This window comes from Streptomyces sp. SYP-A7185, from assembly GCF_046103685.1.
Lineage (GTDB): Bacteria > Actinomycetota > Actinomycetes > Streptomycetales > Streptomycetaceae > Streptomyces.
In genome coordinates this window covers 9,626,921-9,652,900 of the sequence record NZ_CP122310.1, presented here as the reverse complement: position 1 = coordinate 9,652,900, position 25,980 = coordinate 9,626,921, and the positions used below count along the sequence as shown (strand labels likewise).

Sequence of the window (25,980 nt, the reverse complement as noted above, 5' to 3'; positions counted from 1 at the left end):
GGAACGATTCGGCGCCGCGTTCACCTGACGGATCTACCCCCCGGCCTGCCGCCGGCAGACTCGTGCACAGGGCACCGCCGCCGATGGTGGGACCAACTGGGGTGTCTGCGTGTGCGTTCGCCGGCGAACCCGAGGGGGGCCAGGGACATAGGGTGGTTCAGCGCTATGTCGTGCTTCACACCGCCCGTCGGCGGATGCGGAGCACCAGCACGGCCAACAGGGCGGCGGTCAGCGCGAGGAACAGGCCGGCTTCCATGGCCTGCAAGGTCCAGAAGCGGCCACCGGGCTGGTATTGGTACCAGTCCTTGAGACCGTGCCGGTGGAGGTAGCCGGGCCAGTCGTCGCGGGGCATCCCCGCGGCCAGGGTGTCCGCCTCGACCTGGCTCAAGCGGCGCCCGTCCGGGGCAATGAGTCCGCGCGCCAAGACACGGTCCTGCGGGCCCGGTTGCAGCGCGCGGACATTGCTGGCCGTGGGATCGAGCGTCATCTGCCGGGGTGGCAGCAGCCGCATCCGCAGCTGTGTCTCCACCGGCACGCGCACGACGAGATACGCGGCGAGCGCCAGTGCCATCGCCGGGAACGTCCGGCGCAGCCAGGCGCCTGCCACGGCCCCGGCCGCGAACGCGAACAGCGCGTGCGCGGGAAAGACCAGGCCCTGGACGGAGAAGGCCATGTCGAGCCGGCCTTTGATCTTGGCGTCGGCCGAGAACCACCATGTGACCAGCCGGGACAGAGCAGCGGCGGTGACCACGACGGACGCTCCGACTGCGATCAACTTCCCGCACAACCAGCGGGCGCGCGGCACGGACTGGGCCCAGACCAGCTGCCAGGTGCCCTGTTCGTACTCACGAGCCAGCAGGGGTGCGCCGAGGAACAGCCCGGCGGCCGCGGGCAGGGCCACCAGCCAGGGGACCACGTTGTTGATGTAGGGCTGGTAGCCGTCGGCGATGTCCTGGAGGAAGGGGCTCCGGCAGCCGGTGCGTTGGGTCTGAAGACAATCGCCGACGCCGGAGGTGGCGAACAGGTGGTGCATGTCCAGGGCATGGGGAACCAGGGCCATCGCTGTGAGCGTGAACACCGCAAGCAGCAGGGCTGCGTCGGCACGGTGCTGGCGCCAGATGAGCCACCTCACCGCGGACTCCCCTCCTGGAAGGGGCGGGCTTGCGTGCGCGCCCGCTGGGAGTTTTCCAGATAGGCGTGCACGAGGTCCTCCAGACTCAGCGCATGCGCCTGCCAGCCGGGAGCGGTCGGACCTTGGCCGGTCCGGGCGACGACGTTGACGTGCCGCTCGCCGTGTACGACGGTCAATACGCCCTCTGCGGCGCGCAGGGTCTCCACGGTGTGGCCGTTGCGCGGGCCCACCAGCAGCCGGTGTCCGGCCAGGAGGCTGTCCAGGTCGTCCGCGAGCCGGATGCGTCCCTCGTCGATGAGGATCAGGTGGTCGCAGACCCGCTCCAGTTCGGTGACGACATGCGAGGAGAACAACACGGTGATCGTGTCGTCGGCCACCGCGGTCATCAAGGAGCGCAGGAACTCGCGCCTCGCCAGCGGATCCAGGCTTGCGAGGGGCTCGTCCAGAACCAAGAGGCGAGGCCGTTTGGCAAGGGCGAGGGCCAAGGCCACCTGGGCCTGCTGTCCGCCGGAGAGTTGAGCGGCCCGACGGTGCGGCGCGATGCCGAGGTCGGCGAGTCGGCGCTCAGCGTATGCCTGATCCCAACCGGGATTCAGTTCGCGCCCCAGGCGCAGCAACTCGCCCACCCGGAACCGCTTGTAGAGCGGATGTTCCTGGGCCACGAAACCAATTCGGGACAGGGCGGCGACCGTGTCCGTCGCGGCATCCTGCCCCAGCACGCTGACGGAGCCCGTGGTGGGGTGCAGTAATCCGGCGATCAGTCGCAACAACGTGGTCTTCCCGGCACCGTTGGGGCCGACCAGAGCCACCACACGGCCGCTGGGCAGGTCCAGGTCACAATCGTCCAGGGCAAGCAGTTTGCCGTACCTCTTGCTCAGACCTCGCGTACTGACGACGACGTCGGTCCTCATGCCACACCCTCCCCCCTGTCGTCGGTGCCCTTCCGCCGTCGAACAGCGGTGATCAGTGCGGTGACATCCGCGTCATCGAGGCCGGCCGCAGCAGCCTGGTCGAGCCAGTGCTCAAGACCTCGGCGCAGGACGGCGTAGCTGCCCGAAGACACCGCCGTACGGGGCGCCGCGGCGACGAAAGTACCCAGGCCGGGACGGCCGTGCACCAACCCTTCCTGCTCCAGCTGGCGATACGCCTTGGCCACCGTGTTCGGGTTGATCGCGAGGTCGGCGACCACTTCACGAATCAGCGGCAGACGGTCGCCGGGCAACAGATAGCCCAACAGCAGTGCGCCTCGCACCTGATGGACCAGCTGGAGGTAGGGGGGCACGCCCGAGGCGGAGTCCTGACGGAAGACGAACATGGCTTCCCCTCCATGGCTCTACTGCTTAACTAGGAAGCTAGTAGAAGTAGGCAACCAAGGAGACGAAGCGTCAAGGGGGCGCGTAGCAATCCCCCTTGAGCAAGACGCGGTGAGAAGCGGCCGCCGACGAACCGAGCCGCGCCGCGGCCGATCGCAGCAAGATCAGCTGGGGTGACGCAGGACAGCAATGTCACGCCGGCCACGGTGGCCAGGACCCCGCTCAGCGCGAGGTCGTTCTCTGTGGCACCTCTTGCGCAGGGCGCTGAAGTCTGGCCGAGCGGTCCGATGTCTCAGCAGCCGCAGCGCATCTGCGTGAGTGCGCGGGCGGTCGGTATATCCGGTCGCGCGGTGACGCCGATGGGGTAGCCTGTCTGGGATTTCGCGCGGCAGGTCGTCTGCCGCCCCGCTCGACGTGCTCGGCGTCGACACGCATCGCGTGCCCTGCCCGGAAGGAGGCGAGAGACATGGACCGTGCTGAATGCGTTGCGGCCATAGTTGCCTTCGGCCGTGTGCCCTCCCTCCCTTGCGGCGCGCGGTAGTTCTTCCCCCTTCTTGTTTCTTGTCCGCGGCATCTTCCTGAGATGCCGCGTCGTGAGATGTCCTGGCCCGCGCGGTTCGTCACCGCACTGGCCGCGGGGGCGCGCGCCCGTCGACGGGCCCTTCTTTTGCTGGTCAGCGTGATCTCGGCACTCTGCGCCGCACGACCAGCACGAGCACCGGCGTGAGTGACACGCATGTGGTGCGGCAGGCCCCGGGTGCTGTCCGCGGTTCCCGCTGCCCCGCCGCCCTGCCGTGTCCCCGTGCTGCGTACACCGGCCCGTCGTCACCACTGCGACCGTCCCTGGCCGGCTGTCTCGACAGCACTTCGACACGAAACGTGCGTGATCGCCATGAGCAAGAAACGTCCCGGAGAAGACTCTCTCCCGCCCGCCCTTTCCCCGGCCCCCGACCGCTCCCCCGGCCGCGAGGTTCCCGCCGCGCCACCGGCACCGGCACCGGCACCGGATCCGCAGCGTTGGTGGGCGCTGGCCGTCATCGCCCTCGCCCAGCTGATGGTGATCCTTGACGGCACCGTCGTGAACATCGCGCTGCCCTCCGCCCAGCACGCTCTCGGCATGTCGGACGCCGACCGGCAGTGGGTGATCACCGCCTACACGCTGGCCTTCGGCGGGTTGCTGCTGCTCGGCGGCCGGATCGCCGACCTGGTGGGCCGCAAGCGTGCCTTCGTCGTCGGCCTGGCCGGGTTCGCCGCGGCCTCCGCGCTGGGCGGCGCGGCCACCGGTCCCGGGATGCTGTTCGCGGCCCGAGCCCTGCAAGGGGCGTTCGCGGCGCTCCTGGCGCCCTCGGCGCTGTCCCTGCTGTCGACGACGTTCACCGACCCCAAGGAGCGGGCCAGGGCGTTCGGGGTCTACGGCGCGCTGGCCGGCGGCGGCAGCGCGGTCGGGCTGATCGTGGGCGGCCTGCTGACCGAGTACCTGAACTGGCGCTGGTCCCTGTATGTCAACGTGCCCATCGCGCTGGCCGCCCTGCTCGGCGCACCGGCCTTCCTGCGTGATCGCTCCGGCCGCCGAAGCGGTCGCCTGGACGTGCCGGGCGCGTTGCTGGGCTGCGGCGGGCTCGTCGCCCTCGTGTACGGCTTCAGCGAGGCCGAACCGCGCGGCTGGAGCGATCCGGCGGTGCTCACGCTGCTCGCCGCCGGCGTGATCTTGCTTGCGGGCTTTGTGGGGTGGCAGAGCCGTGCGGCCAGCCCGCTGCTGCCGCTGCGCATCGTCCGGGACCGTGTCCGGGCCGGGTCACTGGCGACGATGGCCCTGGCCACCATCGGCATGTTCGGCGTCTTCTTGTTCCTGACGTACTACCTGCAGGTCGTCCTCGGCTATCCCCCGGTGCGAACGGGTCTGGCCTTCGTGCCGATCTCGGCCGGCATCGTCATCGGCGCGACGCAGATCGCGGCGCGCCTGCTGCCCCGCACAGCGCCGCGCACCTTGATGTCGTCCGGCATGGTGCTGGCCGCCGTCGGCATGGTGCTGCTCAGCCGTCTGACCGTGCACGCGCAGTACGTGCCGCACGTGCTGCCCGCCCTGCTGCTGCTCGGTCTGGGCATGGGCCTGACCTTCATGCCGGTCTACGCGACGGCCACTGCGGGCGTGCCCGCGCAGGACGCCGGGGTGGCCTCGGCGGTCCTCAACACCGTTCAGCAGATGGGCGCTTCGCTGGGCACCGTACTGCTCAACACCATCGCCGCCGGCGCCACCACCCGCTACGTCCGCGCGCACGGGCACGATCCGTCCTCCGGCGGCGCAGCCCGCGACGCGGGCATGGTGCACGGCTTCTCCGTCGCCTACGGGTGCGCGGCGGGCGTCCTGCTGCTCGCCGCCCTGGTCGCGGCCCTCACCGTGCGGCACACGACGCCCAAGCAGGCCGGCGGCGACGCGCCGGCCTAGCCCGCCGAGGCCGTGTCCCGCCACCGTCCACCTCACTTTTCGAAGGATCCTCGATGAAACCCCTGACCGAGCACGACATCCGTACCTCGTTCGTCAACTGCTCCAAGGGCGAGGCCAAACGCCTGCCTCTGCCCAAGCACCTGGCGGACCTCGACCACTGGGACGACCTGGACTTCCTGGGCTGGTTCGATCTGTCCGCGCCCGATCGCAGGTATCTCGTCGTCGAACGCGCCGATGAACTGATCGGCCTGTCCCTGCGCTCCGCTTCCCACAGCCGCGGCTTCCTGCGCCGCAGCCTGTGCTCGCTGTGCCTGACCACGCATCCCGGCAGCGGGGTCAGCCTCATGACCGCTCCCAAGGCGGGACCGGCCGGCCGCGCCGGAAACTCGGTGGGCCTTTACATCTGCGCCGACCTGGACTGCTCGCTGTACGTGCGGGGCAAGAAGAAGGCGGCTCCGGGCGGGCGCATGGAGGAGTCCCTCACCCTCGAGCAGCAGATCGAGCGCCTGCGCGGCAACCTCGACGCGTTCGTGGAGCGCATCTTCCACTGAGCCCGGCAGGGGCGGGGCAGGGCTCGACGGCCGGCGTCGAGCCCCTGCCCCGCCCCGTGCAAAGTGGCGCTGGCCGGGCTTCCGTGATCGCTCCGGTAGGTTGTCCCGCACTCGCGTGGGCGGGTTATCGGCGGAGGCAGGAGGGTGTGACCGTGGCCGATGAACGGCTCGATGCCGAGTGGCTTCGCGGCTGGTGTCAGGAGGCGGACGCGACGCTCGCGAAGCTGATGGACTCGTTCCAGGCACGGCATGGCTTCGCACCGGGCAGCAATGAGGTCGTGCGCGCCTCAGAGGCGAGCCGTCCGGCCACCGACGCGCTCGTGGAGCTGACACCCGTTCCTTCGGACCTGACCACGATGTATTGGGTCATCGGCGAGGTCTCCTTGCCCGATGTGGCACACGGCTACTTCGTTCACCCGGCATCGCTGGTCGCGGACCACTTCCGCGCCTACGGAGCCGTGCAGATCGAGGGTGAAGAGCCTGCCCTGGTATTCGCCAGCGACGGGGGCGGCCATCTGTTCGCCCTCGCGGGTTCTGGGCGGGTATGGAGGTCGACCACCGCCTCGTGGTTCGATCAGTTCGACCTCGCTGCGGCATGTCTCCAGGAGTTCTTCGAGGAGCTCTCCCGGCAGATCGGCAAGCAGATCGGCAACCAGCTCTGACGGGCTTGTCGAGGGCAAGCCGGCCAGTCCTCGGCTTCGCCAGGTCGCTGCCGCCGTGCGGCCCACCAGCCGGCCATGGCGGCCGGCGAGACCTCATTCCCTCCCGGTGGACCCCAGGGAGGCTGCCGTACTTCAGTGCTGGCGGCCCCGGAACCGGCCCCATCCAGCTGAACTGTAAGCGCTGGGTGTGACAACCCCGACGGAAGAACAACTCATGCCGCGGGGTCTTCGCGCGCGGCAACCGCTGATGTTCCAGATGTGCAGGTCCCGCCGACCTGACGGTCAAGAGGCCCTCAAGCATGCTCGTACACCCCGGCGTTCCCGCACCATGCGGAACGCGGCCATCTCAGCCCTGGATGTATTGACCACGAGCGTTGTTGAACACTTGGTCTTCAGGTGCCGAGGTGGAAGCGCTCGCCGTTGTGGTCGAGGATGATCAGGATCTCGGCGGGGCCCCGGTCGCTGCGCAAGGCGTGGGGGGTCATGGTGCTGAAGGACGCGGCCTGTCCTGCCTCGACGCGGAGGACGCGTTCACCGAGATACAGGACGACGGTGCCGGACAGGACGGTGAACCAGTCCCGGCCGGGGTGAACCCCGAAATCATCCGGACCGACGTCGCCGGCCTGCTCGGTGATGCGCAATTTGCCGACGGTCAGGCCCTGCGGTCCGTCGTCTTTGCTGAGCAGCCAGGTGGTCAGGCCGCGGCGCTCGTCTCGCTGGGGGCGGATGACGACGTCGGAGTCGTCGGGTGACTCCACGAGCTCGTCGAGGGTTTTGTTCAGGGCGGTGGCGATGGCCGTGAGCTGGTCCAGGCTGAGGCGGCGGTGGCCTGTCTCGATGCGGCTGAGCTGGGAAGGACTGATGCCCGCGCGTTCGGCCAGGTTGTCCAGAGACCAGCCGCGCGCCTTGCGCAGGGACCGGATACGCATCCTGACAGTGGTGTCCAAAGTCGATTCTTGCTCCACCGGCAAGAGCCTATGCCACCGGAGTGCGGATCGTCCTATCGTCGAGGCATGAACGCACACCACGACACCACTGGGCATGTAGGGCACGAGCGGGCCGGTGAAGCAGACAGGGCGATGGCCCGGTTGCTGGAACTGGACGCCGAGGTTCTGGCTTCCTACCTCGCCGAACTGACGGGGCTCCTCGCCCAGCGCGTCGCCCCCGGGCCGACCCGGATCCTGGATCTGGGCAGCGGTCCGGGTGCCGGCAGTCTGGCCCTTGCCCGGCAGTTCCCCGCCGCCCAGGTGACGGCAGCGGACATCTCTACGCAGCTGCTCCACCGGCTACAGAAGCAGGCGGCCGCACGCGGGGTCGCCGACCGCATCAGCACGGTGGAGACGAACCTCGACGAGCCCTGGACGAAGATCACCGAGCGGGGTCCCTTCGATCTGATCTGGGCCGCGTCCTTCATTCACCACGTGAGCGACCCGGTCCGCACCTTCACCCGGGCCTTCGAGCAGCTGCGGCCGGGCGGGCTCATCGCGGTCACCGAGATGGACTTCTTCCCCCGCGTTCTGCCCGAGGACACCGGTGCGGGCCGGCCCGGCCTCGAAGCCCGCCTGCACCAGGCCACCAACACCCAGCCACCGCACGAATGGACCGGCCCGCTGGCCGATGCCGGTTTCGTCGTCGAGGAACGTCGCCCCTTCGAGATCCATCTCGACACCACGCAGGCTGGTCCGGCTCTGAACGCCTACGCCCACCTTTTCCTGGCCAAGCTGCGCTCCCACGCCACCGACGTCCTGGAAGCGGACGACCTGGCGGCGCTGGACGCCCTGCTGGATGAGACGCATCCGCAGAGCATCATGCGCCGGGGCGACCTGAGCGTGCGCACCACCCGTACCACCTGGCTCGCCCGCCGCCCCTGACACGCGCCAGCGCCGCCGCACCAGGGCCCGACCCTCCTGCCGGACGACTCCTCATCCCCCTGGGCACGGCCACCCCCACGGAAAGCGGCAGAAGGCTCCGCCCCCACATCTCGCTGTGCCCGTCCGCCCCAGGCGCGGGTCTGCGAGCAGTTCCGCAAGGCCCGTTGAGTCTCATCGCGGTGCCCCGCGGATTGCGGAACCAGGATGAAACGAAACCACTGGTCGCTCGCGGTTCGCGTACCTATCCAGTACCTGAGCCGCGAGCTTCGTCCAGGACGTCACGCAGAGCCCAGTAGGCGGGTTTCGCCTCGTACGTCGCGTCCCAGGGAAGAGCGTTCCCCGGACTCGGGGGATAGTGTCGCAGGTCAGCCGTGGAGCCGTACTTGTCGGTGAAACCCCAGGTCGAGAACGAGGTGCAGTTGGGTTCTTCGCCGCAGACTGCGAGTTTCCCCGCCAACTGGCGTGCCTGGATGTCCTCTTCGTCCTCGTCGACCAAGACGTCCGCCTCCGAGACCCGGGCCTTCAGGCCGAGCCGGGCCAACGCCCGGACCTTGCGTCGGAAGACCTCGGGGTCGGTACGGTCGCCGACGGCGTATTCGTGGTCCTGGAAACCGACGCCGTCGATCGGAACGCCCCGCTCCTTCAACCGGATCAGCAGTGCGTAGAGGGCATCCCAGCGGGGGCCGTCCTCCTCCACACCGTACTCGTTGAGGTAGAGCACCGCGTGCGGATCGGCCTCGCGGGCAGCACGGAAGGCGATGTCGATGTACTGCTCGCCCATTGCTTCGAACCACAACTGTGGCCGCACGCCCCGGTTGCCGTTGGAGTAGTCCTCATCCTCGTCGGACATGGGCTCGTTCACCACGTCCCATTCCGCAACCTTCCCCCGGAAGTGGCCCGCTACCGCGCGTATGTGCTCCACCATGACGCGCCGGCGTTGCGCGTGGGTCATCTCGGCGCGCATCCATGCGGGCAGGGCCTCAAACCAGACCAGGGTATGGGCGTGCACCTTCATCTTGTTGGCCTCGGCGAAGTCCACCAAAACATCGCCTTCCGCGAACGCGAACACGCCGCGTCGAGGCTGGACGAACTGCGGCTTGAAGTCGTTCTCCGGCGTCAGCATGGAGAACTCCTCACCGGCCGTCCGGCGATAAGCGCTGTCAGTCAGCAAGGGGACCGCGGCCAGGGCGGTTCCCATCCGGATCGGGCGTGGGAGAGCCGCCGCCAGATCGCGCATCGCATCGCTGGAGCGGGGCACTCGCAGGCCCGGTGCGTCCACGACGGACATCCGGCCCCGCCCCAGTGACCGCGCGTGGAGATCGCTGAGGGTCCAGCCCTTCCCGTGGGCTCCCGCATCCGCGCCGAACCAGATGCGGCCGCCGCCAAAGACGTCCTGTGCGGGAACGGTTCCCACGGCCCTGCCGTCGGCCTCCAGCACAAGCCTGTTCGCGCGGACTTCGACGGCGAGGCGAACTTCGCGCCCCAGGCCGCTGCCGAAGGTCCGGGTCATCGCAGGTCTGTCGGAGTCCCCGTCCCAGCGGTCGATGCGGAGCCTCCCGCCGACCAGGCCGATGCGCACGCCGCGCCGTTCGTAGCGCCATTCGTCGTAGATGACCGGCGTCTCACCGTACAGATGCAGGTAGGCATCGGTGTCATCCGCGCGCCGCAGGCCGGCTTCGATCCGGACTTCCCCTCGGAACACCAGGTGGGGACCGCGCAGGTTCACCGGTGGGTTCGGCTGTCCGCCGGTACCGTCCTGGCGTGTGATGCGCCGGTCGAGGGGGGTGACCCGTACCCCCGCATGCGTGGGCTTCCCGCCGGCGAAGTGAGCCCAGTCCCTGCCGTTCAGGAGATCCTGCACAGGTCCCCCTGCGGGCGCGGAGGTGCCGGCACGGTCCCCCGAGACACCAGCGACCAGGGCACACACGACCGCGATGGCAGCGCTCTTTCCAAACCGCATGAACAGCAGCACTCCGTATTCTCAGCCCGTCTTCCGACGGCGGGCATCGCTCTCCACCACACCGTCGCCGAGCGCCGTCCTCCCCAGCCGCGGCAAGAACGGTGCACAACCGATCGCGCCGCCCCGCTGGGACTGATCGCCATTGTTCCAGGTGCGGGTGAGGCACCGTCAGCCGAGGACCGTGGGGGACCGACGGCCGCAGAGCGGTCGGTGCGGTCGGCAGTGGGATCGTTTCATCCTGATTCCGCAGCTCGCGACGATCACGTGCTGACGCTCTCGCCCCAGACCAGCCGGAGCCCACCAGCCACGGCCCACACCAGGACCCATGACCGGCCAGTTCGCGACCGGCCACCAGGATGGACGGACAGTCAGGTGCCGCAGGCGGCAGGATATCGCTCACGTGAACGAGGTGCCCCGCAGTCGATTTGAGGGCGCTGGCAGAGCAGGGCACGCGGCAGCACGGAGGGCGGGAGGGGCTCGGTGAAGGCACGAAACTGGGACCGGTTACGGGTGGTCATGGGCGTCGTGGTCCTTACCGGCGCATACCTGCATCCGTCGGCGAACGCGGGCCCGGCGCCGGACTCCTACGGCTACGATCCCGACGCGCGAACCGTCCGCGGTAGTTCCAGCTTGCTCAGCGCCCCCGTGCTGGCCAAGGGAGCGCCGTATCGCAGCACGCTCTCGGGCAGCGAGCCGGTCTACTTCCGCATCGCGCTCGATGCCACGTCACACACGTACGTGTCGGCGGTGGGCATCCCCGGTCCGGGAACGGCGCCCACACGCACAAACTCGCTGCAGGTGAAGCTCCTCGACGCTGACGGCAACCGCTGTGATCGCCAGGGGGCAGGGTTCGCGATCGGATTCGCCCAGCCGCTCGCCGCCTCCACAAGCCGCATGATCGCCCCGGCCGGGGGCGCGACGGAGGCGAAGTGCCAGCGGGCCGGCACGTATTTCGTGGCGGTCTCCCGCTCCCGTCAGCCTGCCGGGACCGCCCCCTGGGGGCTTGATCTGCGTGTCGACGCCGAGCCTCCCTTGAAGAAGTCGAGGGGCCAGGCTCCTGCTGCGCGCACGCCCCGTCCCGCCGCGCCGGACGGCACCCCGACCCCGGTGGAGGGCGGGGCCGGATTCGCGGTCGCGGCACGGGTACCGGAGGTCGCCGCATCCGATGAGATCACCCCGGGGCAGTCCCGGTTCTACCGGGTTCCGGTCGACTGGGGGCAGCGGCTGACGGTCACCGCAGAGCTCGCCGGACGGAAGAAGGGGCCGTACGTGGCGAACGGACTGTCCGTCACGGTGTACAACCCGGCCCGGATGAAGGTGGACAGCGCCTCGACGAGCTACCACGGCAGACCGGCCACCGCCGATCTGGACGCGCTGCCGGCCGTGGCCTATGAGAACAGGACCGACAAAGAGCGCACCACGGCAGCGATGCGGTTTCCCGGCTGGTACGTCGTGCAGGTGACCGCCTCCCCTGAGCTTGCCCCCACCTGGGGCAGGGCGCCGCTGCGGCTGACGGTGCACCTGGGCGTCAAGGGCTCAGCCCGCAAGCGCCCCGTCTACGCCGGCGATCCAGGTGTCTTCGAGGTTCCGGGGACGCGGCCTCCCGCGCAGCAGACCAGACGCCCCGCGGCCACCGAGACCGCCGACGGCGGCGGGAGGAAGATACTGGCGATCGGCTCGATCACCGCGGGTGCGCTGCTCCTGGTCGTCTCTGCCGGCCGCGTGCTGCGCGCACGGCGCCGGACGGCGTAGCCGCCTGCGCCACGGCACCGCGTTCCTGTTCGTGTTCTTGCCGAGCAGATCTTCTCCGGGGGCGGCGCCGTCGTGGGCTGCTGCGCATCTGGGGCCGGACGGGCTCGGGGCGCGGTCTGGTGCCGCGCCGGTTACGCCGCGGTCAGCCCAGGCCCGGTTCGGTGGCGCCGCGGGGCAGGACCACGGATGGCGGGCGCGTCCCCAACGAGCCTTCGGCACCTGACGGCGCCCGCCGAGCGTTCGGGCTTGCTGCGCCGTGGGGCCGGCTCAGGCGAGCCAGGCCCAGATGCCCAGACCGATCAGGAGCAGGCCGAGCACGGTGAGCAGGCCCGTCCCGGACGGCACGCCCGCGGGGCGAACCGCGGGGCGGAGGGCTTCGCCCGCGTCGGGCGCGAGGGGCGGGTGCGGTGGCGAGGGCGGTGGCGGTGGCGTGGTTGCTGCGGTCGGCGGGTGTGCCGGGACGGGCTCGGACTGCGGCGGCGAGGTGGTCACGGGGGCGCGCCGGCGCAGGCGGGCGGTGGGGGTGGTGGGTTGCGGCAGCGAGGCGGAGGGCGGCGTGGGCACGGTGCTGACCGGACCGGTGGGGCCGAAGCCGTCGGGCAGGGGCGGGAGTTGGTCGAATACCTCGATCATGCTGTCACTGTCCGGCGCTGACAGCCGCGGCGCGATCGCGGCCAGGGCCTTGCGGGCCCGGGCCGCACTGGCGATCCGCAGCTGCGGATCGGGGTGCAGGAGCAGGGAGAGCACTTGCCACCACGGATCGGGAACGTGCTGGGGGGCGGCAGATGGCGTGCCGTCGCCTGTGAAGGCCTGCGTGAGGGCGGGGGCGTCCAGGCGTTCTCCCTGGAGCAGATGGAGGGCGACCACTCCCACGGCGAAGAGGTCACCCTGGGGGGTCGGCTCGGCCCCGTCGTATTGTTCGGGGGCTATGTAGCCCGGGGTGCCGATGACCTGGTGGGCCTGGGTGATGCGGGCGTCGCCGGCCTGGTGCGCGAGACCGAAGTCACCGATGCGCACCTGCGGTTCCCGCAACCCGGTGGCTTCCAGCAGGAGGTTGCCCGGTTTGATGTCCCGGTGCACGATCCGCTGCGCGTGGACGGCTTCGAGTCCGGCGAGCACCTGGTCGATGAGCGTGAGCACGTAGCGAGGCGGCAGTGGGCCGTAGTCACCGAGCAGATTCTCCAGCGTGCCGCCACCCACGAGGTCCATGGTGATCAAGACTTTGTCGTCAGCCGCGGCCCAGCCGGACGGCGCCACGACATGAGGATGCTCGATGCGCCGGGCGCCCTCGCGGACGAACCGGAGCAGATTGTGGGCCCGGGACTGCTGGAGCATCTTGGCCGCCACGTACCGCTGTTCACGGATGTCCCAGGCGCGATGAACCAGTCCGAAGGCACCCCGCCCGAGCTCATCGACCAGCACGTAGCGTCCCGCGAACCGTGTGCTCCCACTCATCCTCTCCCCCAACTCCCCAACTCCGCTGCGCCCGTCACTCGGCCTTGCGCGGGCGCCTCACCCGGGATGCAACAGTGACGTATGCCCAGACGATGCCATGGCATTCGGGGGCGAGTGCCGTCGGTGACTTCGGTCGGCGTCGCTCAATGGGTCGAGCGCCATGTCGCCTGCACCGCCTTTTGACCGCTGGACCTCTGACGCAAGCGTCCGCCACAGGGAGCCCGGCGGATGGCTCGGGCTGGTGGTCGTGGTGGTGGCTGCCTCGATCCGGGTCGGCGGCTGCTCGGCCTGGTAGACGAGCCGGCCCACCTATCCGTCGACTTACTGCTGGTCGGCGGCTCGTTGGTCGGCGGCCCGGTTGGCATGGTCGATCTCGGCCATGTGCTCCTCGGCCCAGCTTCGCAGCCCCGCGAGCGCGGCCTCCAGTGACAGCCCAAGTGCGGTGAGACGGTAGAAGACTCGCGGCGGCACGGTGGGTTCCACCCGGCGCGCCACCAGTCCGTCGCGGGTCAGGCTGCGCAGCGTCACGGAGAGCATCTTCTGCGAGACGCCGGGCATCCGGCGTCGCAGTTCCGCGAAGCGCACCTCCTGGGGTGCGGCATCAGCGAGCGTCTTGACGGCCATGGACGTCCACTTCGTCCCGATGCGGTCCAGCAACTGCCGCGTCGGACAGAGGGGATCGAAAAGATCACCGCGTGCCCCGTGATCGGCGGACCGGGCTTGTCGGGCGGTCACCTGTGGCTCACCACCTTCCCTGAAAGTGCCCTCTGGGCAGCAGCCCTACGGTTACCTACCGTTGGGTGGTCACCAATGGTAACCACTTGGAGGAGCCGTCGTGCCCGCCGCCATCCCCCACGCACTGCACCGCATCACGACCAACGGCATCGACCTCAACGTCGCCATCGCCGGGAAGGGGCCTGCCGTTCTCCTGCTGCACGGCTTCCCGCACACCTGGCAACTGTGGAGCGACCTCATGGGCCGGCTGGCCCGAAATCACCGGGTCATCGCCCCGGATCTGCGCGGCTTCGGCGCCAGTACACGAGCCGTCGAGGGGTATGACGCAGGCACTCTCGCCGCCGACGCCGAAGGGCTGCTCGACGCGCTCGGCGAGCCCTCGGCGGCCGTGGTCGCCATCGACGCCGGCACCCCGCCCGCCGTCCTGCTCGCGCTGCGCCGCCCCGGCCGCATCCGGCGCCTGGTCGTGATGGAGGCACTGCTGGGCCGCCTGCCCGGAGCCGAACACCTCACCGCGGGCGGCGCTCCGTGGTGGTTCGGTTTCCACGCCGTCCCCGGCCTCGCCGAGAGGGTCCTGGCCGGCAACGAGGCGCCGTACGTCGACTGGTTCCTCGACGCCGGCACGCTCGGGCACGGCGTGCCCGAGGACATCCGGGCCGCCTTCGTCCAGCCATACACCGGAAGCCAGGCCCTACGCTGCGCGTTCTCCTACTACCGCGCCCTGCCCGCCAGCGCCCAGCAGATACAAGACGCCGTCACCACGGCCCGTCTGACGATGCCCACCATGGCCATCGGCTCCCACCCCGTCGGCACCGGGCTCGAACGCCAGCTCCGACCCCACGCCGATGACCTGGTCGCACACCACATCCCGGACTGCGGCCACATCATCCCCCTGCACCGCCCCGACGCCCTGTACGAACTCCTTGCTCCCTTCCTGGCCGCCGACCTGCCCACCTGACCGCAGATGGCCCGAAGGACCACGGCCGGGGTGGATGGATCGATACCGGCAGCAGTGGACCGTCGTTTCCGGCTTGTGGCGCAGTGCCATCCCTGGGGATCATCTGCACATGTTCGAGTTCCTGCCCGACGTCGGCCTGCGGCTCCCCGGCCGTGCGGGCACTCTGCGCTTCGGGATGGAGGAGCGCACCGCCCAGTGGGCCATCGCCACGATCGCGGACGTGCGCGAGGGCTGGGTCTGCGGCGCCCGCTGGGCCTTCAGCGCGCACTACCAGGGCCTGACGCTGGAGGCATACGGCGACACCGCCGATCCCCACGGACACCACCAGGACACCCTGGGCCTGGCCGGCATCAGCCTGTCCCGCCACCCCTCCACGCTCACCGGACCCTCGGCCTGCCCCGTCGTCCTGCGCGGCATCGACCTGTTCGGCTACCCGACCACCGAAGTCACCGACGCCCTCGGCCACGACCTGCCGCCCACGCTCCGGCTCGACGCCGACAACCGCTACCTCACCGCCATATCCCTCCACGCGAAACCCGAACCCGCCGAACGCTGATCACGACAGTGGGCCGGATCGACGCCACTCGACACGCCGGCGGGCCGCACGGCGAAGCCTGGGGGCGTTCTGTCCACCAGGGGTGACCTCTGGAATCGGCGAGGCGGTAGGCATCGCGGGGAGCGACCTGCCGCATCTTGGTGGGTGTCGTGTTCCTTGACCGGGTACGTCTGCTGTCTCCAAACAAGTCCGGCGCGGTCGACTTGCGCGTTGCTACCAGGAAGCCGGAGGCGCGATACGGGTGATCACCGCTGGCAGGCGCCCGCTCTCGATGGTCTGCCGCGGCAGGGACAGGCCGAAGTGCTCGGCGATGACCGCCAGCACCCGGCGTCGCTGTTCATCCGTCGACATGTCCTCGTCGCTGCCCAGGAGGTCGTCGACGGAGTCTTGCCGAGGGATGACTCCGGTCGCTTCCAGGGCCGGGCGCAGCAGATCGGGATGGGCTCCCGCGGGGTCATAGCCGGCCCCCAGCTCGAAATGCAACTGCACCTCGCCATCGGCGAGATAGCGGAAGAAGGCGGGCGGATCGTCCGGGCGTGGATCGAAGATCAGGACCTCGGCGCCGCGGGAGACAGTCGGGTTCAGGGCCCAGCCCTCACTGCCTCCGCTCTCGACGATGAATGACCACTCGCCGGCTTGGCCGATGCGGCCCACGCAGTAGACCTCAGCCATGTCGACCATGGCGGTTGTTTCCTGCAGGGTGGCCGCGGATTGGATGTCCACCGGTTGATGGTCGGCCATGCGCTCAGCCAGCTGCTGCGGGCTGAGGCCCCGCGCGCAGGTGATGTACAGGGCGTCAGCGCGCCAAGCGTCGGCGATCCACTCAAGACTGTCAGACACGGCCACGTTCTCTCTGGGCTGTAGCTCCAGCGCTGGGAAGTGTACGGGTCAGGTCGTGAGCTGGTCGGGGACGGGGTAGAGGCGCTCGTGTTCTTGGGCGAGGGGGAAGTTCCAGCAGTCGTCCAGGTCGTCGTTGTCGGTCAGAGCGCAGGGTTTGCGGACGGCTTGGGAGCCGGGTGGGCCCCGGCGGGCGCCGGTGATCTCGAGGCGATCGCCGATCAGGTGGCGGAGGCTCCTTCGATGGCGCCTGGCGGCTCAGTCCTTCCCTGTCCTGCGGAGCAGCTGGATCCTAATCAGTTGACCGTGTGGGCGAGTGCTGGATAGATGCCGCTCATGCGAAACGATGAAGACGAGGACGAGGACCTGGTTGCGGACACCAGCCCTTTGACACCCGAAGAGGCTGCCGAGATGCAGGAGCTGATGCATGACCTGTTCGGGATGATGCTGTCGGTGACCATCGAGACCGACACGCCCGTTCCGGGCATGGCCGAGGAACTGGCCCAGCAGATCCGCGTCGGGATCGGCGAGCCGGAGTGCCGCATTCAGATCGACGACGGCACCCACGACGCAGTCGTCGGACCGACCGGACTCCACACCGACGACCCGCACGGTGCTTTGCAGCTCGCCGTGGCGGCACTCGGCGGCACGTGGGAAGACCCCGACATTACCGACACCTCCATGGGGCCGGTACTCCACACCAGCCGACCAGCCGACGCGAACACCCACAAGACCAGCGCGCCGCGAGTCCATCTGTGGGCCGGGACAGCTTTCTCGCTGATCGAATATATCGAGGAACACGCCTGAAGGTTCTGCCCGCGGGCGCCGCTGCCGGTCCCTTCGTTCACTGTCACGGGACCAGGACGGCCCGCCAACGACAGCCCCGGTCGACGAACCGACAGCTCAGCGCACACCCGCCCAGGAGCTCCACCCTTCGCTCTTGCGGTCGATGCAGGGCAGGCAGGGGCGCGGCAGCCCGGCACGGTGGTGGCCCCTGCCTGCATGTGGCAACCCGAAAAATCCCCACCGCGCGGACCATGGCCATCTCGGGCACCGCGCCCGCGCGCCCCGGGCAAACTCCGTCCGACAAGCGTCCAGTGCGCGCAGCTAGGTACGCGGGCCGAGGGGCCTGCCCCGACCGCGCGGCTCAGGGCCCGACGACCCCGTTTCAGATAACACTCCAGCTCTTTTGCACCATCTCTGCGCCTCCTGGCCCGCAGGCTCCGCCCGTCCAGAGCTGCCGGATCAGGTGAGCGTGACGAGGGCAGTGATGTCCTTGCCCGCGTTGTGACAGGTGACGGAGACGCGCGCGGCCAGGCGGCGCACCAGCGGCCAGCCGTATCCGCCCACCCGGGACGCGCCCTCCGCATCGTCTTCGGGGAGCACGGGCGTACGGGTGCTGGCGTCGCCGACGGCGATGTGCAGGCCCTCATCGGTGAGTTCGGCCGAGAAGCGGGTCAGGCCCCCGCCATGGCGAAAGGCGTTGGTCACCAGTTCCGAGGTCACCAGCAGAGCGTCGGCCACCACGACATCGTCGGCGGCTTCACCCTCCAGGTGGCCGAAATGAGTCGTCAGCAACTTGATGACCTCGGCACGCGCGGCGGCGGGGTCGCGGGGCACCGATGACTTGGCGCATGCGGTCCCTTCCGTCTGTCTTGAGGCGGCCGGATGCGCCTCGGTCGGCGCGTCTTGCGGACGAGGCTTGGGCTCCGGCACTTCGTGGTCGATGCTCATTGCTTCGTCCACCTGCCCTGGAGCAGGCGGCTCACACTCCCGCCGCGGCCGTGCGGTCCTCGTGCACAGCAAGTCATCGCCATGTGCGTGCCTGCTCGACGCTGTCGGCGAACGTGAACGTCTCGTGCAGTCCGGTGACTTCAAAGAGCCGGGTCACCGTAGCGCTGAGGGGTCCCGCCAGGATGAAGGGGATCTCGGCGGCAGCATGATGGCGCTGGCCGTCCATCAGAACGTGCAGGGCGGCGGAATCGGCGAAGATCACACCGGACAGATCCACGACCGTCCGTGTGCCCTCACCTTGCGCTGCCCGGGTCAACGCCTTGCCAAGGTCACCGGAGTCCGACCACCCGTCCAGGCTGCCCCGGACAGTGATCAGCACCAGGTTGGCGGCGGTAGTCTCCACGTCCACCGTCAGATCGTCATTCCACATGGCTCGTATGTTGCCCATCTCTCGTGCGCCCGGCAGCGCCGGGGGTGTGCGTTGATCACCGAAATCCAGCAAGCCGGCTCCTGGCCGACGTGACCGTGCTGGCCGTGCGGCCCTTCGCCGGCGGGCGTCGGCCCGGGAAAAAGCGCGCCGGGCCGGCGTACCGTTCGGCGCGCGCTGGGCGGGCCGCCGCCCACGCCCCGTTACTGATCCAGTTGCCATGCACGTCATCTGCCCCCAAGGGGGTATGCGATGCCTGGATCCAATACTCCGCAGTTCTGTCGCCCCGCCCACCCTTCAGGAAGGTGCCCCCATGCCCCGCACGCAAGACGCCCCCGCCGCCACCGCCCCAACCTCCGGAGCCACCCGGCCCTCCCCCTCGACAGAGGCCGGGAAGAGGGATGAAAGAGACGTCCTTGATGAGCGTGCCAGACGTGCCCGCCGCCGGTTGGAAAGACTCATCGGGGTCGCGGCGACCGAAGGCAACGCCTTGGTCCCGTTGCGCAACGGCGACGAGATCTTCGCAGCGATGCTGGACGGCATCCGCTCCGCCCGGCACACCGTGGACATGATGACGTTCGTGTACTGGAAGGGCGAGATAGCCCAGCGGTTCGCCGAGGCCCTGGCCGAGCGGGCCCGGGAAGGCGTGCGGGTGCGCCTCATGCTGGACGGTTTCGGCAGCCGGCTCATCGAGAAGGATCAGCTGGCGATGATGGAGCAGGCCGGTGTGCAGGTGGCCTGGTTCCGCAAACCGCTCTACTTGTCCCCGTTGAAGCAAAACCACCGCTGTCACCGCAAGGTCCTGGTCGTCGACGAGGAGACCGCGTTCACCGGAGGAGTGGGGATCGCCGAGGAGTGGTGCGGTGATGCCCGCAATCCCGACGAGTGGCGCGACACCCACGTCCAGGTCAGCGGTCCCGCCGTGGACGGGCTGGCCGCCGCGTTCGCCCAGAACTGGGCGGAGTGCCACGACGAGCTGTTCGACGACCGCGACCGATTCATCCACCATGCCCCGCAGGGGGAGGCCGTCGTACAGGTGGTGCGGGGCTCGGCGAGTTTCGGCTGGCAGGACATGCAGACGCTGCTGCGTGTGGTGATCGAGTCGGCCGAGGAGCGGCTCCGGCTCGCCACCGCCTACTTTGCGCCGGACGACTACTTCATCGAGCTGCTGTGCGCTGCCGCGCGCCGCGGGGTCGAGGTCGAGATCCTGCTGCCGGGCCCGCACACCGACAAGAGGGTCTGCCAGCTGGCGGGCCAGCGTTACTACGAGGACCTCACCGCCTGCGGCGTGAAGGTGTACCAGTATCAGCCGACGATGCTCCACACCAAGGTCATCACCGTCGACCGGACCATGGCACTGATCGGTTCGACGAACTTCAACCGCCGCTCCCTCGACCACGACGAGGAGGTCATGCTCGCCGTCCTGGATCAGACGTTCACCGCCACGCTCGACGGCCATTTCGCCGAGGACCTCGAGCACAGTGTGCTCATCAGCCCCGGACGTTGGAAGCGCCGCTCGATCCTTCAGCGCGCCAGGGAAGCTTCTGTCGCGCCCATCCGGCGCTTCCTCTGACCCCTCAGGCCGCACTCGTACGGCAGTACAGACCCCCTACTTCCGCAGAGGCCCTCGACAGCCAGGCCAGTCCCGAGGGACATCTTTGAGGCCGGGCACGACCACGCCCTCGGCTGCCTGAGGGGTGCCCATCTGCTGGGGGGCGGCCATTGGGACGGGGCACGCGGCCGCCGCTGTCCGCCGTCTCTGTGGCGGCTGGCGGGGCCGCCACAGGACCACAGTCTCCCTGGGGGTCGTGCCCCGGTGCACTCCCTTGGCGTGAGCGAAGGCCGCGGGAGTTGCCTCGCCAGCCGGTGCGCGTGGAGAGCGGAGGCTGGGGCCGTGTCGTCGGCGGTGCGGCTCCAGCTGGCCTCGGTGATCACGCCTCGCGGCTGGAGGTTTGTGATGCGGGGCAGAGCCCAACGTCACCTGGTCGGAGTTCAAAGGAACCCAGGGTTGATCGGAAGTGGAAAGCGGTGACGTTGTGGGCGGTGCAGTCATCGTTGTTCAGTTCGAGCAGGGGCTCGGTGTGGGCAACTGATCGATCCGCCCCGTGAGCGCGAAACGAGGCGAGCCCCACGGCGCCGGCCTCGGCCTCTTCCGCTACGCCGTCGAGCCCGCCATCACCCGGCTGCACGGCTTCCGCCGCCTGCGCATCGGCTGGGAACAACGCGACGACACGTGCGGAGTCTTCCTCGGTCTCGCGCCCTGTCTCATCACTCACCGCCACGTTCAACGGCTGGCTGCGTAGGTGACAGCGCAGAGCACTTATCGGTGGGTTTCGAGAACGACCATGAGGCAGAAGCATTGGAAATGTTCGCGAGAAGCAAGAGCAGTCGCGTGGTTCGTGTCGCCTCGGCGGCAGGTCTGCGACGCTGATGGTTAGGGCAGCCCGATGGGTGCTGCCCTCAGCGGGTGCCCGTTGAGTTCCTCGCAGCCGTCTTCGTCCCACCACAGCTCACCTCGGGTGGTGAGGTAGGGACGCAGCCCGCGCACGTCACTGCCTTCGTGAAGCGCATGCGCGACTGCGTGGAGAAGGCTTGCCAGATCAGGCCAGGAATCGGTGAAGTCGCCGCCACCGCTGTGGCCTGCCCAGCCGATGCGGCCGGTGTCCGGGCCGGGACGTTGGTCGATCACCTGCGCCCCGCCATCGGCGCTCTCGGCCCAGGGAACCCAGAGAGGGTGCCACCAGGGCTCGTCGTCCCAGGGGCGACGGGTCAGGCCGTCGTTGTCCGCCGCGACATCCATGCAGGTCTGCCAGTGGTCCACGATGCCGCTCACCGTGAGGGGTGACTGCTCCGGCAGGAAGGTCGCCCAGGTGCTCACCCCGTCATGGCATTGCAGGGACTCAGCAAGGTCACCGGGCAGCGGGGTGCCGAGAAGCTGCTCTGCCTGCTGGATGTCGTTCCGTGTCGCAGGTGGATTGAGCAGCGCGAAATCGGACGCCGAGTGGGTCGCCAGCCAGGCGTCGATCCGGCGCCAGGATTCCGATGGGGGCAAGATCTGCTGTGCCATGACGTCATCCTGCCCCACGCCTGTGACGAGACGGATCGGGGCCCTGTCCCCGATGAAGCGAGGTCAGCCGACGGTCTGCTGTTCGGCGCGTGCTCGGGTGGTGGCGAGTCGGCAGGAGTCGGTGCCGGTCTCGATGATGTTGCCGCCGACGGTGAGGTGGTCGACGGTGCACGCGCAGAGGCGCGGGTCGAGTTCGGCGCCGCGGCGGTCGAGTTCCATGTAGCCGAGCGCGTCGATGCACAAAAGATCCACGCGGCCGTAGCGGGCGATGGTCTTGGTCAGCTGCTTCTCGTCTGCGGCCTCGACCAGCTCGTTGACCAACTTGGTGGCCAGGACATACTTGACCCGAAAGCCGGCCATAGCGGCTTCGGTGCCGAGCGCGACCAGCAGGTAGGACTTGCCGGTGCCGGAGCTGCCGATGAGGCAGAGCGGCAGGCTCTTCTTGATCCATTGGCACTTGGCAAGGGTGTGGATCAAGGCGGCGTCGATGTTCGGATTGGCGTCGAAGTCGAACGGGCACCACGCCATGGTCGATTACGTCATGTCACGACCAACGCAGGAAGCGGGACTGCCTACCAGCGCCGACCGCAGAAGCGGCGCACGGCGCTCCAGGAAATCCCACAGCTGGTCGGCGACCGGCCCGTGCGGCCGGTCGCGCCGACGGGCCGCGGAGAGTTCCTCGACCACACCGGGAAAGTGCCGTCCGGCGATCGACAGCAGCCTGCCGTCACGCAACTCGGTCTCGATCAGGAACCGCGGCACGTGTCCCCACGCCATGCCGTGCAAGATCAGTTCCTTCTTCATGAGGTGATCCGGAACCGAGCAACGGGGCGCACCGTCGATCAGGAAGTGGCCGGGCTCGGCCGGGTGCCGCGCCGAATCCCGGACGACGCACTGGGTGAAGGCCTGCATCCGCTGCGGTGTGATCTCGGTGTCCGGAGCAAACGGCAGGAAGCCGGGCGCCACGACGGGCACCAGCGCGACACGGCCGAGATCGATCCATTCCATGCGTACGTCACCTTTGGGGACGCGGTGCACCATGAGGTCGGCTTCGTCTTCCAGCAGCCGCTCCCAGGGGCCGGTGACTGTCTCGAACTGCAGGTGTAGCCGTGTCTGCGGGCACTGTGCGAAGAACTCGCTGAGCATCTCCAGCACCGGCGGAAGCGGGCACAAGTCCCCCAGAACCACTCGGAGTTCGGCCTCCTCGCCCATCGCCAGCTGCTCGGCGAAGGTCTGCAGTTCCTCGGCCTCGTGCAGCAAGACGCGCACCTTGCGGTGGAAGGCGTGGCCCGCCTCGGTGAGTTGGACGCGATAGCCCGAGCGGTCCAGCAGGTCCAGTCCCAGCTGGCGCTCCAGCTTGGCGACTGCCGCGAACACAGAGGGGTGCGAGCGGTGCAGCCGCTCGGCGGCGGCCTGGAAGCCACCGTCGAGCACCACGGCGTTGAAGCACTGCAACTCGTGGAGCGTGAAGTTCGACATTGTCCAGGCAACCTACAGGGCTCATCCGTTCTTTGTAATAGCAATGCGCCGGACGGTGTTCCTAGGCTGAGCGCATAGCCGCTGAATCACTGGATCACTGGAGCTGACATGACTTCCCAGACCCTGACCGCCATCACCACCGGCGACGGCGTACGCATCGCCTACCGCTTCGACGGCGACCCGAGCAAACCGGTGCTGCTGCTCTCGAACTCCATCGGCACGGACCTGCACATGTGGGACGGTCAAGTGCCGGCTCTGACCGAGCACTTCCGGCTGCTGCGCTACGACGCGCGCGGCCACGGCGCCTCCGACGTCCCGGACGGGCCGTACTCCCTGGACCGGCTGGGGCGCGACGTGGTCGAGCTGCTGGATGCCCTGAGCCTGCAGCGGGTGCACGTGCTGGGCCTGTCCCTGGGCGGAATCGTCGCGCAGTGGCTGGGGATCCACGTCCCCGAGCGCGTCGACCGCCTGATCCTTTCCAACACCGCCGCCTCCCTCGGCCCGGCCCGTCAATGGGACCAGCCGATCGCCGATCTGCTGCAAGCCCCCGACATGCGGGCCACCGCGGAAAACTTCCTGCACAACTGGTTCCCGGCCCGCATGCTCCAAGGCGACAACGAGATCGTCGAGGGCTTTCGCCGTACCCTGCTGGCCACCCAGCGCCAGGGCGTGGCCGGGAGCTGGGCCGCGGTACGCGACTACGACCTGCGCCGCACGGCCACACTCATCCACAGCCCGACCCTGGTCATCGCGGGCGAACACGACACCGTCACCTCCGCCGAGCACGGTCGGGAACTCGCCGCAGCCGTCCCCGGCGCACGATTCACCCTCCTGCCCACCGTGCACATGGCCAACATCGAGGCACCGGCGCAGTTCCTGGACGCCGTGACGACCTTCCTCACCGAAGAGACCTGAGCGAACCCCTGGCCGTGCCCGGATCCGCCGTCCTGCCGGCCTGCTGGTGCGCGGACCATCCTTCAGCCATGGGTAAGTTTCTCGCTGTCCTGAACGGCGCGGCCGACCACAACGACAAGGCGACGTTCACCGAGCAGCAGCAGAGCGAGTTCATGAACGCGTGGGCGGCGTGGGCTCAGAAGCACGAGCACGCCCTGGTCGATCCCGGGACACCGCTCTTTCGCAAGAAGCTGGTGACGACCCAAGGCGTGGAGGACTTCACTGACACGAAGACCGGATACGCGATCGTGGAGGCCGAGACCCCCGAGGAGGCGGCCCGGCTCTTCAGTGACCACCCTCATATCGCTGTGATGTCAGGGAACTCGATCGAGGTCCTCGAGTGTCCGCCCCTGCCGTCCTGAGTTCCGTTTCTTCGCTCCTCTTCGGCCGGGCCCTCGGTCCTTCCGGCGCCGCTGCGGACTCGCCCGTGGGACCCGCACGTATCCACAGGCGCGCCGTTTCGTAACAAGAGGCCTTGGTCGTCGGCGGCCGACTATCTCCTGCGCTGAGGACGGATGTTGTCTGGTCCGGCCGTGGAAGTGAAGGAGATCCAGACGTCAGGTGGCACATCCGGCCGATTCGGCACCGCTCTGCGTTCCTCGGTCCAGGCGTCACCAGCGATTTCTGCGGCGACGCACCGCCAAAACCGCACCGCGCCCGGATTGGCCTCCTGAAACGCAACCTCCCAGGGCCCCGGACGCCGGGCCACGATGGCCTGAGCAGCACCCATTCCGGTCCCCGCCCGTCGTGCCTCGGCGCGCTCATGGAGTGCGGGGAGGGGCCGATGGCAGAGATGTGCACGGTTATGGTGCTCGGGCGAAGGGATATGGCACAGAGTCGGAGCGGCACGGACGAGGAGCGGCATGGTGGGGGCACCGGAAGCGCACGACACGGCTCGGCGGCTGCGGGCGATCAGCGGTGAGTTGTCGGAGCGTTTTTATGAGCGGGCCGATGTGGTGCGGACCTTGGTGGTGGCGCTGTTGGCGGGGCAGCACTCGTTGGTGCTCGGTCCGCCCGGTACGGCGAAGTCCGAGTTGGCCCGGGAACTGACGGGCCGGGTCGAGGGCGCGTGTTACTGGGAGATCTTGCTGTCCAAGTTCACAGCTCCGACGCGCATGTTCGGCCCCATCGATGTCGCCGCGCTGGCTCGGGGTGAATACCGTCAGGTGTTTGAGGGCCGGGCCACGACCGCGCATGTGGCGTTCATCGACGAGATCTTCAAGTGTTCCACGGCGGCCCTGAACGAGACCCTTGGCTTTCTCAACGAGCGGATCTATCACCCCGAGAGCGGTGGCACGCCCATCCGCTGTCCCTTGATCGGCGCCATCACGGCGAGCAACGAACTGCCTGCGGGCGAGGACTCCACCGCGATCTTTGACCGGCTGTTGGTGCGGATCGAGGTCGGCTATCTCGCGGACCCCTCGAACTTCGCCGCACTGGTGCGCTCCGCCGCCGGACGCCCGGCGGCCGCGCTGCGCACGACGGTCGACCTGGGCGCGTTGCAGCATGCGGTCGCCACAGCCGTCCCGGCCGTCGAGGTCACGGACACGATCGTCGATGCGATCTGTACGCTCAGAGCCGCGCTGCGCCGCAAGGAGCTGGTCGCCTCCGACCGGCGCTGGCGCCAGGCGGTGCGCCTGCTGCAGGCCTCGGCCTACCTGGACGAGCGGGCAGCGGTCGCCGAACCCGATCTGTCGATCCTGACCCACGTGCTGTGGAGTACCCCCGCCCAGCGCCCGATCGTCGAGCGCGAGGTTCTGCACCTGGTCAACCCCGACGCGACCGAGGCACTCGAGCTGGCCGAGACCATCGAGGGGATAGAAGTCCAGCTGGAGGCCATGGCCGGACAGTCCCGCGAGGCGCTGAGCGACTGGGTCATCAAGGAGGCCCACCACCAGCTCGCCAGGGCGGGCACCCGGCTTCAGACCTTGCGCGCCGAAGCGGCGGGCGCGGGGCGTTCCACCACCACCATCGACCGCGTCAGCGGCCGCCAACGCGCCGTACGCGCCCGCGTGCTCACCGAGGCGCTCGGCGTGGACGCCAGCATGGTGCAAACCCACCCCTGAACACCGAAGAGGGAGGGACGAAGGG

25 protein-coding genes and 2 pseudogenes are annotated in these 25,980 nt (G+C 69.0%); 13 read left to right on the top strand and 14 right to left on the bottom strand.

Annotated elements, in window-relative coordinates; translation table 11 throughout:
- Positions 1-175 precede the first annotated feature (175 nt).
- The 3 genes from QBL25_RS42830 to QBL25_RS42820 are packed head-to-tail and all read right to left on the bottom strand — an operon-like array spanning position 176 to position 2,447.
- Positions 176-1,132: an ABC transporter permease subunit gene (locus QBL25_RS42830; RefSeq protein ID WP_409062399.1), complete on the bottom strand. Its 957-nt coding sequence runs from the start codon at positions 1,130-1,132 to the stop codon at positions 176-178.
- Complete coding sequence (locus QBL25_RS42825; protein WP_409062398.1) at positions 1,129-2,043, bottom strand: ABC transporter ATP-binding protein; 915 nt, start codon at positions 2,041-2,043, stop codon at positions 1,129-1,131. The genes QBL25_RS42830 and QBL25_RS42825 overlap by 4 nt, the downstream gene beginning before the upstream one ends.
- Complete coding sequence (locus QBL25_RS42820) at positions 2,040-2,447, bottom strand: GntR family transcriptional regulator (protein WP_409062397.1); 408 nt, start codon at positions 2,445-2,447, stop codon at positions 2,040-2,042. The genes QBL25_RS42825 and QBL25_RS42820 overlap by 4 nt, the downstream gene beginning before the upstream one ends.
- 890 nt (positions 2,448-3,337) lie before the next feature.
- Between QBL25_RS42820 and QBL25_RS42815 the strand changes: the two genes are divergently transcribed.
- From QBL25_RS42815 to QBL25_RS42805, 3 genes are all read left to right on the top strand, one after another.
- Positions 3,338-4,891 (top strand): MFS transporter, encoded by a 1,554-nt coding sequence (locus QBL25_RS42815; protein ID WP_409062396.1) that lies wholly within the window; start codon positions 3,338-3,340, stop codon positions 4,889-4,891.
- A gap of 53 nt (positions 4,892-4,944) precedes the next feature.
- The gene (locus QBL25_RS42810) at positions 4,945-5,442 is read left to right on the top strand and encodes an FBP domain-containing protein (RefSeq protein WP_409062395.1); all 498 of its coding nucleotides are present in this window, start codon (positions 4,945-4,947) and stop codon (positions 5,440-5,442) included.
- Positions 5,443-5,594: 152 nt separating this feature from the next.
- Positions 5,595-6,104, top strand: coding sequence for a hypothetical protein (locus QBL25_RS42805; protein ID WP_409062394.1), 510 nt, complete (start codon positions 5,595-5,597; stop codon positions 6,102-6,104).
- Between the two features lie 392 nt (positions 6,105-6,496).
- Here the strand turns inward: QBL25_RS42805 and QBL25_RS42800 are convergent, their stop codons facing one another.
- The gene (locus QBL25_RS42800; protein ID WP_409062393.1) at positions 6,497-7,033 is read right to left on the bottom strand and encodes a helix-turn-helix domain-containing protein; all 537 of its coding nucleotides are present in this window, start codon (positions 7,031-7,033) and stop codon (positions 6,497-6,499) included.
- 84 nt (positions 7,034-7,117) lie between these two features.
- Here QBL25_RS42800 and QBL25_RS42795 point away from each other — a divergent pair, with 84 nt between their 5' ends.
- On the top strand, positions 7,118-7,975 hold the full coding sequence (locus tag QBL25_RS42795; protein WP_409062392.1) for a class I SAM-dependent methyltransferase: 858 nt from the start codon (positions 7,118-7,120) through the stop codon (positions 7,973-7,975).
- A gap of 241 nt (positions 7,976-8,216) precedes the next feature.
- On the opposite strand, the gene QBL25_RS42790 is transcribed toward QBL25_RS42795, so the two are convergent.
- Complete coding sequence (locus QBL25_RS42790; RefSeq protein WP_409062391.1) at positions 8,217-9,836, bottom strand: endo-1,4-beta-xylanase; 1,620 nt, start codon at positions 9,834-9,836, stop codon at positions 8,217-8,219.
- Between the two features lie 579 nt (positions 9,837-10,415).
- Here QBL25_RS42790 and QBL25_RS42785 point away from each other — a divergent pair.
- Entirely contained in the window at positions 10,416-11,687 is a 1,272-nt protein-coding gene (locus tag QBL25_RS42785) for a hypothetical protein (protein WP_409062390.1), read from the top strand.
- Positions 11,688-11,954: 267 nt separating this feature from the next.
- Here QBL25_RS42785 and QBL25_RS42780 read toward each other — a convergent pair whose 3' ends face one another.
- Together QBL25_RS42780 and QBL25_RS42775 are read right to left on the bottom strand one after the other, a co-directional pair.
- Positions 11,955-13,142, bottom strand: a complete 1,188-nt coding sequence (locus QBL25_RS42780) for a serine/threonine-protein kinase (protein WP_409062389.1) — start codon at positions 13,140-13,142, stop codon at positions 11,955-11,957.
- A 321-nt stretch (positions 13,143-13,463) separates the two neighbouring features.
- Positions 13,464-13,877, bottom strand: a complete 414-nt coding sequence (locus QBL25_RS42775) for a winged helix-turn-helix transcriptional regulator (protein ID WP_409062388.1) — start codon at positions 13,875-13,877, stop codon at positions 13,464-13,466.
- A gap of 100 nt (positions 13,878-13,977) precedes the next feature.
- Between QBL25_RS42775 and QBL25_RS42770 the strand changes: the two genes are divergently transcribed.
- Both QBL25_RS42770 and QBL25_RS42765 read left to right on the top strand, forming a co-directional pair.
- Positions 13,978-14,835: an alpha/beta fold hydrolase gene (locus tag QBL25_RS42770; RefSeq protein WP_409062387.1), complete on the top strand. Its 858-nt coding sequence runs from the start codon at positions 13,978-13,980 to the stop codon at positions 14,833-14,835.
- A 109-nt stretch (positions 14,836-14,944) separates the two neighbouring features.
- Complete coding sequence (locus tag QBL25_RS42765) at positions 14,945-15,391, top strand: hypothetical protein (RefSeq protein WP_409062386.1); 447 nt, start codon at positions 14,945-14,947, stop codon at positions 15,389-15,391.
- 213 nt (positions 15,392-15,604) lie between these two features.
- On the opposite strand, the gene QBL25_RS42760 is transcribed toward QBL25_RS42765, so the two are convergent.
- Positions 15,605-16,231, bottom strand: coding sequence for a DUF6461 domain-containing protein (locus tag QBL25_RS42760; protein WP_409062385.1), 627 nt, complete (start codon positions 16,229-16,231; stop codon positions 15,605-15,607).
- 333 nt (positions 16,232-16,564) lie between these two features.
- Here QBL25_RS42760 and QBL25_RS42755 point away from each other — a divergent pair, with 333 nt between their 5' ends.
- Positions 16,565-17,035: a hypothetical protein gene (locus QBL25_RS42755; RefSeq protein WP_409062384.1), complete on the top strand. Its 471-nt coding sequence runs from the start codon at positions 16,565-16,567 to the stop codon at positions 17,033-17,035.
- A 438-nt stretch (positions 17,036-17,473) separates the two neighbouring features.
- On the opposite strand, the gene QBL25_RS42750 is transcribed toward QBL25_RS42755, so the two are convergent.
- Positions 17,474-17,962 carry an ATP-binding protein gene (locus QBL25_RS42750; RefSeq protein WP_409062383.1) on the bottom strand — a complete coding sequence of 163 codons (489 nt, stop codon included), beginning with the start codon at positions 17,960-17,962 and terminating at the stop codon, positions 17,474-17,476.
- 73 nt (positions 17,963-18,035) lie between these two features.
- On the bottom strand, positions 18,036-18,464 hold the full coding sequence (locus QBL25_RS42745; protein ID WP_409062382.1) for an STAS domain-containing protein: 429 nt from the start codon (positions 18,462-18,464) through the stop codon (positions 18,036-18,038).
- 238 nt (positions 18,465-18,702) lie between these two features.
- Between QBL25_RS42745 and QBL25_RS42740 the strand changes: the two genes are divergently transcribed.
- Positions 18,703-19,962, top strand: coding sequence for a phospholipase D-like domain-containing protein (locus QBL25_RS42740; protein WP_409062381.1), 1,260 nt, complete (start codon positions 18,703-18,705; stop codon positions 19,960-19,962).
- A 532-nt stretch (positions 19,963-20,494) separates the two neighbouring features.
- Positions 20,495-20,692 (top strand): hypothetical protein, encoded by a 198-nt coding sequence (locus tag QBL25_RS42735; protein WP_409062380.1) that lies wholly within the window; start codon positions 20,495-20,497, stop codon positions 20,690-20,692.
- A gap of 131 nt (positions 20,693-20,823) precedes the next feature.
- Here QBL25_RS42735 and QBL25_RS42730 read toward each other — a convergent pair whose 3' ends face one another.
- From QBL25_RS42730 to QBL25_RS42720, 3 genes and pseudogenes are all read right to left on the bottom strand, one after another.
- Positions 20,824-21,456 (bottom strand): SMI1/KNR4 family protein, encoded by a 633-nt coding sequence (locus tag QBL25_RS42730; protein WP_409062379.1) that lies wholly within the window; start codon positions 21,454-21,456, stop codon positions 20,824-20,826.
- Between the two features lie 63 nt (positions 21,457-21,519).
- A pseudogene (locus QBL25_RS42725) lies at positions 21,520-21,969 on the bottom strand (ATP-binding protein); the annotation flags it as partial.
- 21 nt (positions 21,970-21,990) lie between these two features.
- Positions 21,991-22,935: a LysR family transcriptional regulator gene (locus QBL25_RS42720; protein ID WP_409062378.1), complete on the bottom strand. Its 945-nt coding sequence runs from the start codon at positions 22,933-22,935 to the stop codon at positions 21,991-21,993.
- Positions 22,936-23,043: 108 nt separating this feature from the next.
- Between QBL25_RS42720 and pcaD the strand changes: the two genes are divergently transcribed.
- A complete protein-coding gene (pcaD, locus tag QBL25_RS42715; RefSeq protein WP_409062377.1) occupies positions 23,044-23,850 on the top strand; it encodes a 3-oxoadipate enol-lactonase in 807 nt (268 codons plus the stop codon).
- Between the two features lie 68 nt (positions 23,851-23,918).
- Positions 23,919-24,251, top strand: coding sequence for a hypothetical protein (locus QBL25_RS42710; RefSeq protein ID WP_409062376.1), 333 nt, complete (start codon positions 23,919-23,921; stop codon positions 24,249-24,251).
- Between the two features lie 131 nt (positions 24,252-24,382).
- Here QBL25_RS42710 and QBL25_RS42705 read toward each other — a convergent pair.
- Positions 24,383-24,640 (bottom strand): annotated as a pseudogene (locus tag QBL25_RS42705) (GNAT family N-acetyltransferase); the annotation flags it as partial.
- 112 nt (positions 24,641-24,752) lie between these two features.
- Between QBL25_RS42705 and QBL25_RS42700 the strand changes: the two are divergent.
- The gene (locus tag QBL25_RS42700) at positions 24,753-25,955 is read left to right on the top strand and encodes an AAA family ATPase (protein WP_409062375.1); all 1,203 of its coding nucleotides are present in this window, start codon (positions 24,753-24,755) and stop codon (positions 25,953-25,955) included.
- Positions 25,956-25,980: the final 25 nt, after the last annotated feature.

Coding starts and splice junctions, on each gene's coding strand:
- QBL25_RS42700 (WP_409062375.1), top strand. CDS start 24,753: ATGGTGGGGGCACCGGAAGCGCACGACACGGCTCGGCGGCTGCGGGCG.
- pcaD (WP_409062377.1), top strand. CDS start 23,044: ATGACTTCCCAGACCCTGACCGCCATCACCACCGGCGACGGCGTACGC.
- QBL25_RS42740 (WP_409062381.1), top strand. CDS start 18,703: ATGCCCCGCACGCAAGACGCCCCCGCCGCCACCGCCCCAACCTCCGGA.
- QBL25_RS42720 (WP_409062378.1), bottom strand. CDS start 22,935: ATGTCGAACTTCACGCTCCACGAGTTGCAGTGCTTCAACGCCGTGGTG.
- QBL25_RS42730 (WP_409062379.1), bottom strand. CDS start 21,456: ATGGCACAGCAGATCTTGCCCCCATCGGAATCCTGGCGCCGGATCGAC.
- QBL25_RS42820 (WP_409062397.1), bottom strand. CDS start 2,447: ATGTTCGTCTTCCGTCAGGACTCCGCCTCGGGCGTGCCCCCCTACCTC.
- QBL25_RS42810 (WP_409062395.1), top strand. CDS start 4,945: ATGAAACCCCTGACCGAGCACGACATCCGTACCTCGTTCGTCAACTGC.
- QBL25_RS42780 (WP_409062389.1), bottom strand. CDS start 13,142: ATGAGTGGGAGCACACGGTTCGCGGGACGCTACGTGCTGGTCGATGAG.
- QBL25_RS42750 (WP_409062383.1), bottom strand. CDS start 17,962: ATGAGCATCGACCACGAAGTGCCGGAGCCCAAGCCTCGTCCGCAAGAC.
- QBL25_RS42755 (WP_409062384.1), top strand. CDS start 16,565: ATGCGAAACGATGAAGACGAGGACGAGGACCTGGTTGCGGACACCAGC.
- QBL25_RS42765 (WP_409062386.1), top strand. CDS start 14,945: ATGTTCGAGTTCCTGCCCGACGTCGGCCTGCGGCTCCCCGGCCGTGCG.
- QBL25_RS42815 (WP_409062396.1), top strand. CDS start 3,338: ATGAGCAAGAAACGTCCCGGAGAAGACTCTCTCCCGCCCGCCCTTTCC.
- QBL25_RS42795 (WP_409062392.1), top strand. CDS start 7,118: ATGAACGCACACCACGACACCACTGGGCATGTAGGGCACGAGCGGGCC.
- QBL25_RS42800 (WP_409062393.1), bottom strand. CDS start 7,033: ATGCGTATCCGGTCCCTGCGCAAGGCGCGCGGCTGGTCTCTGGACAAC.
- QBL25_RS42825 (WP_409062398.1), bottom strand. CDS start 2,043: ATGAGGACCGACGTCGTCGTCAGTACGCGAGGTCTGAGCAAGAGGTAC.
- QBL25_RS42710 (WP_409062376.1), top strand. CDS start 23,919: ATGGGTAAGTTTCTCGCTGTCCTGAACGGCGCGGCCGACCACAACGAC.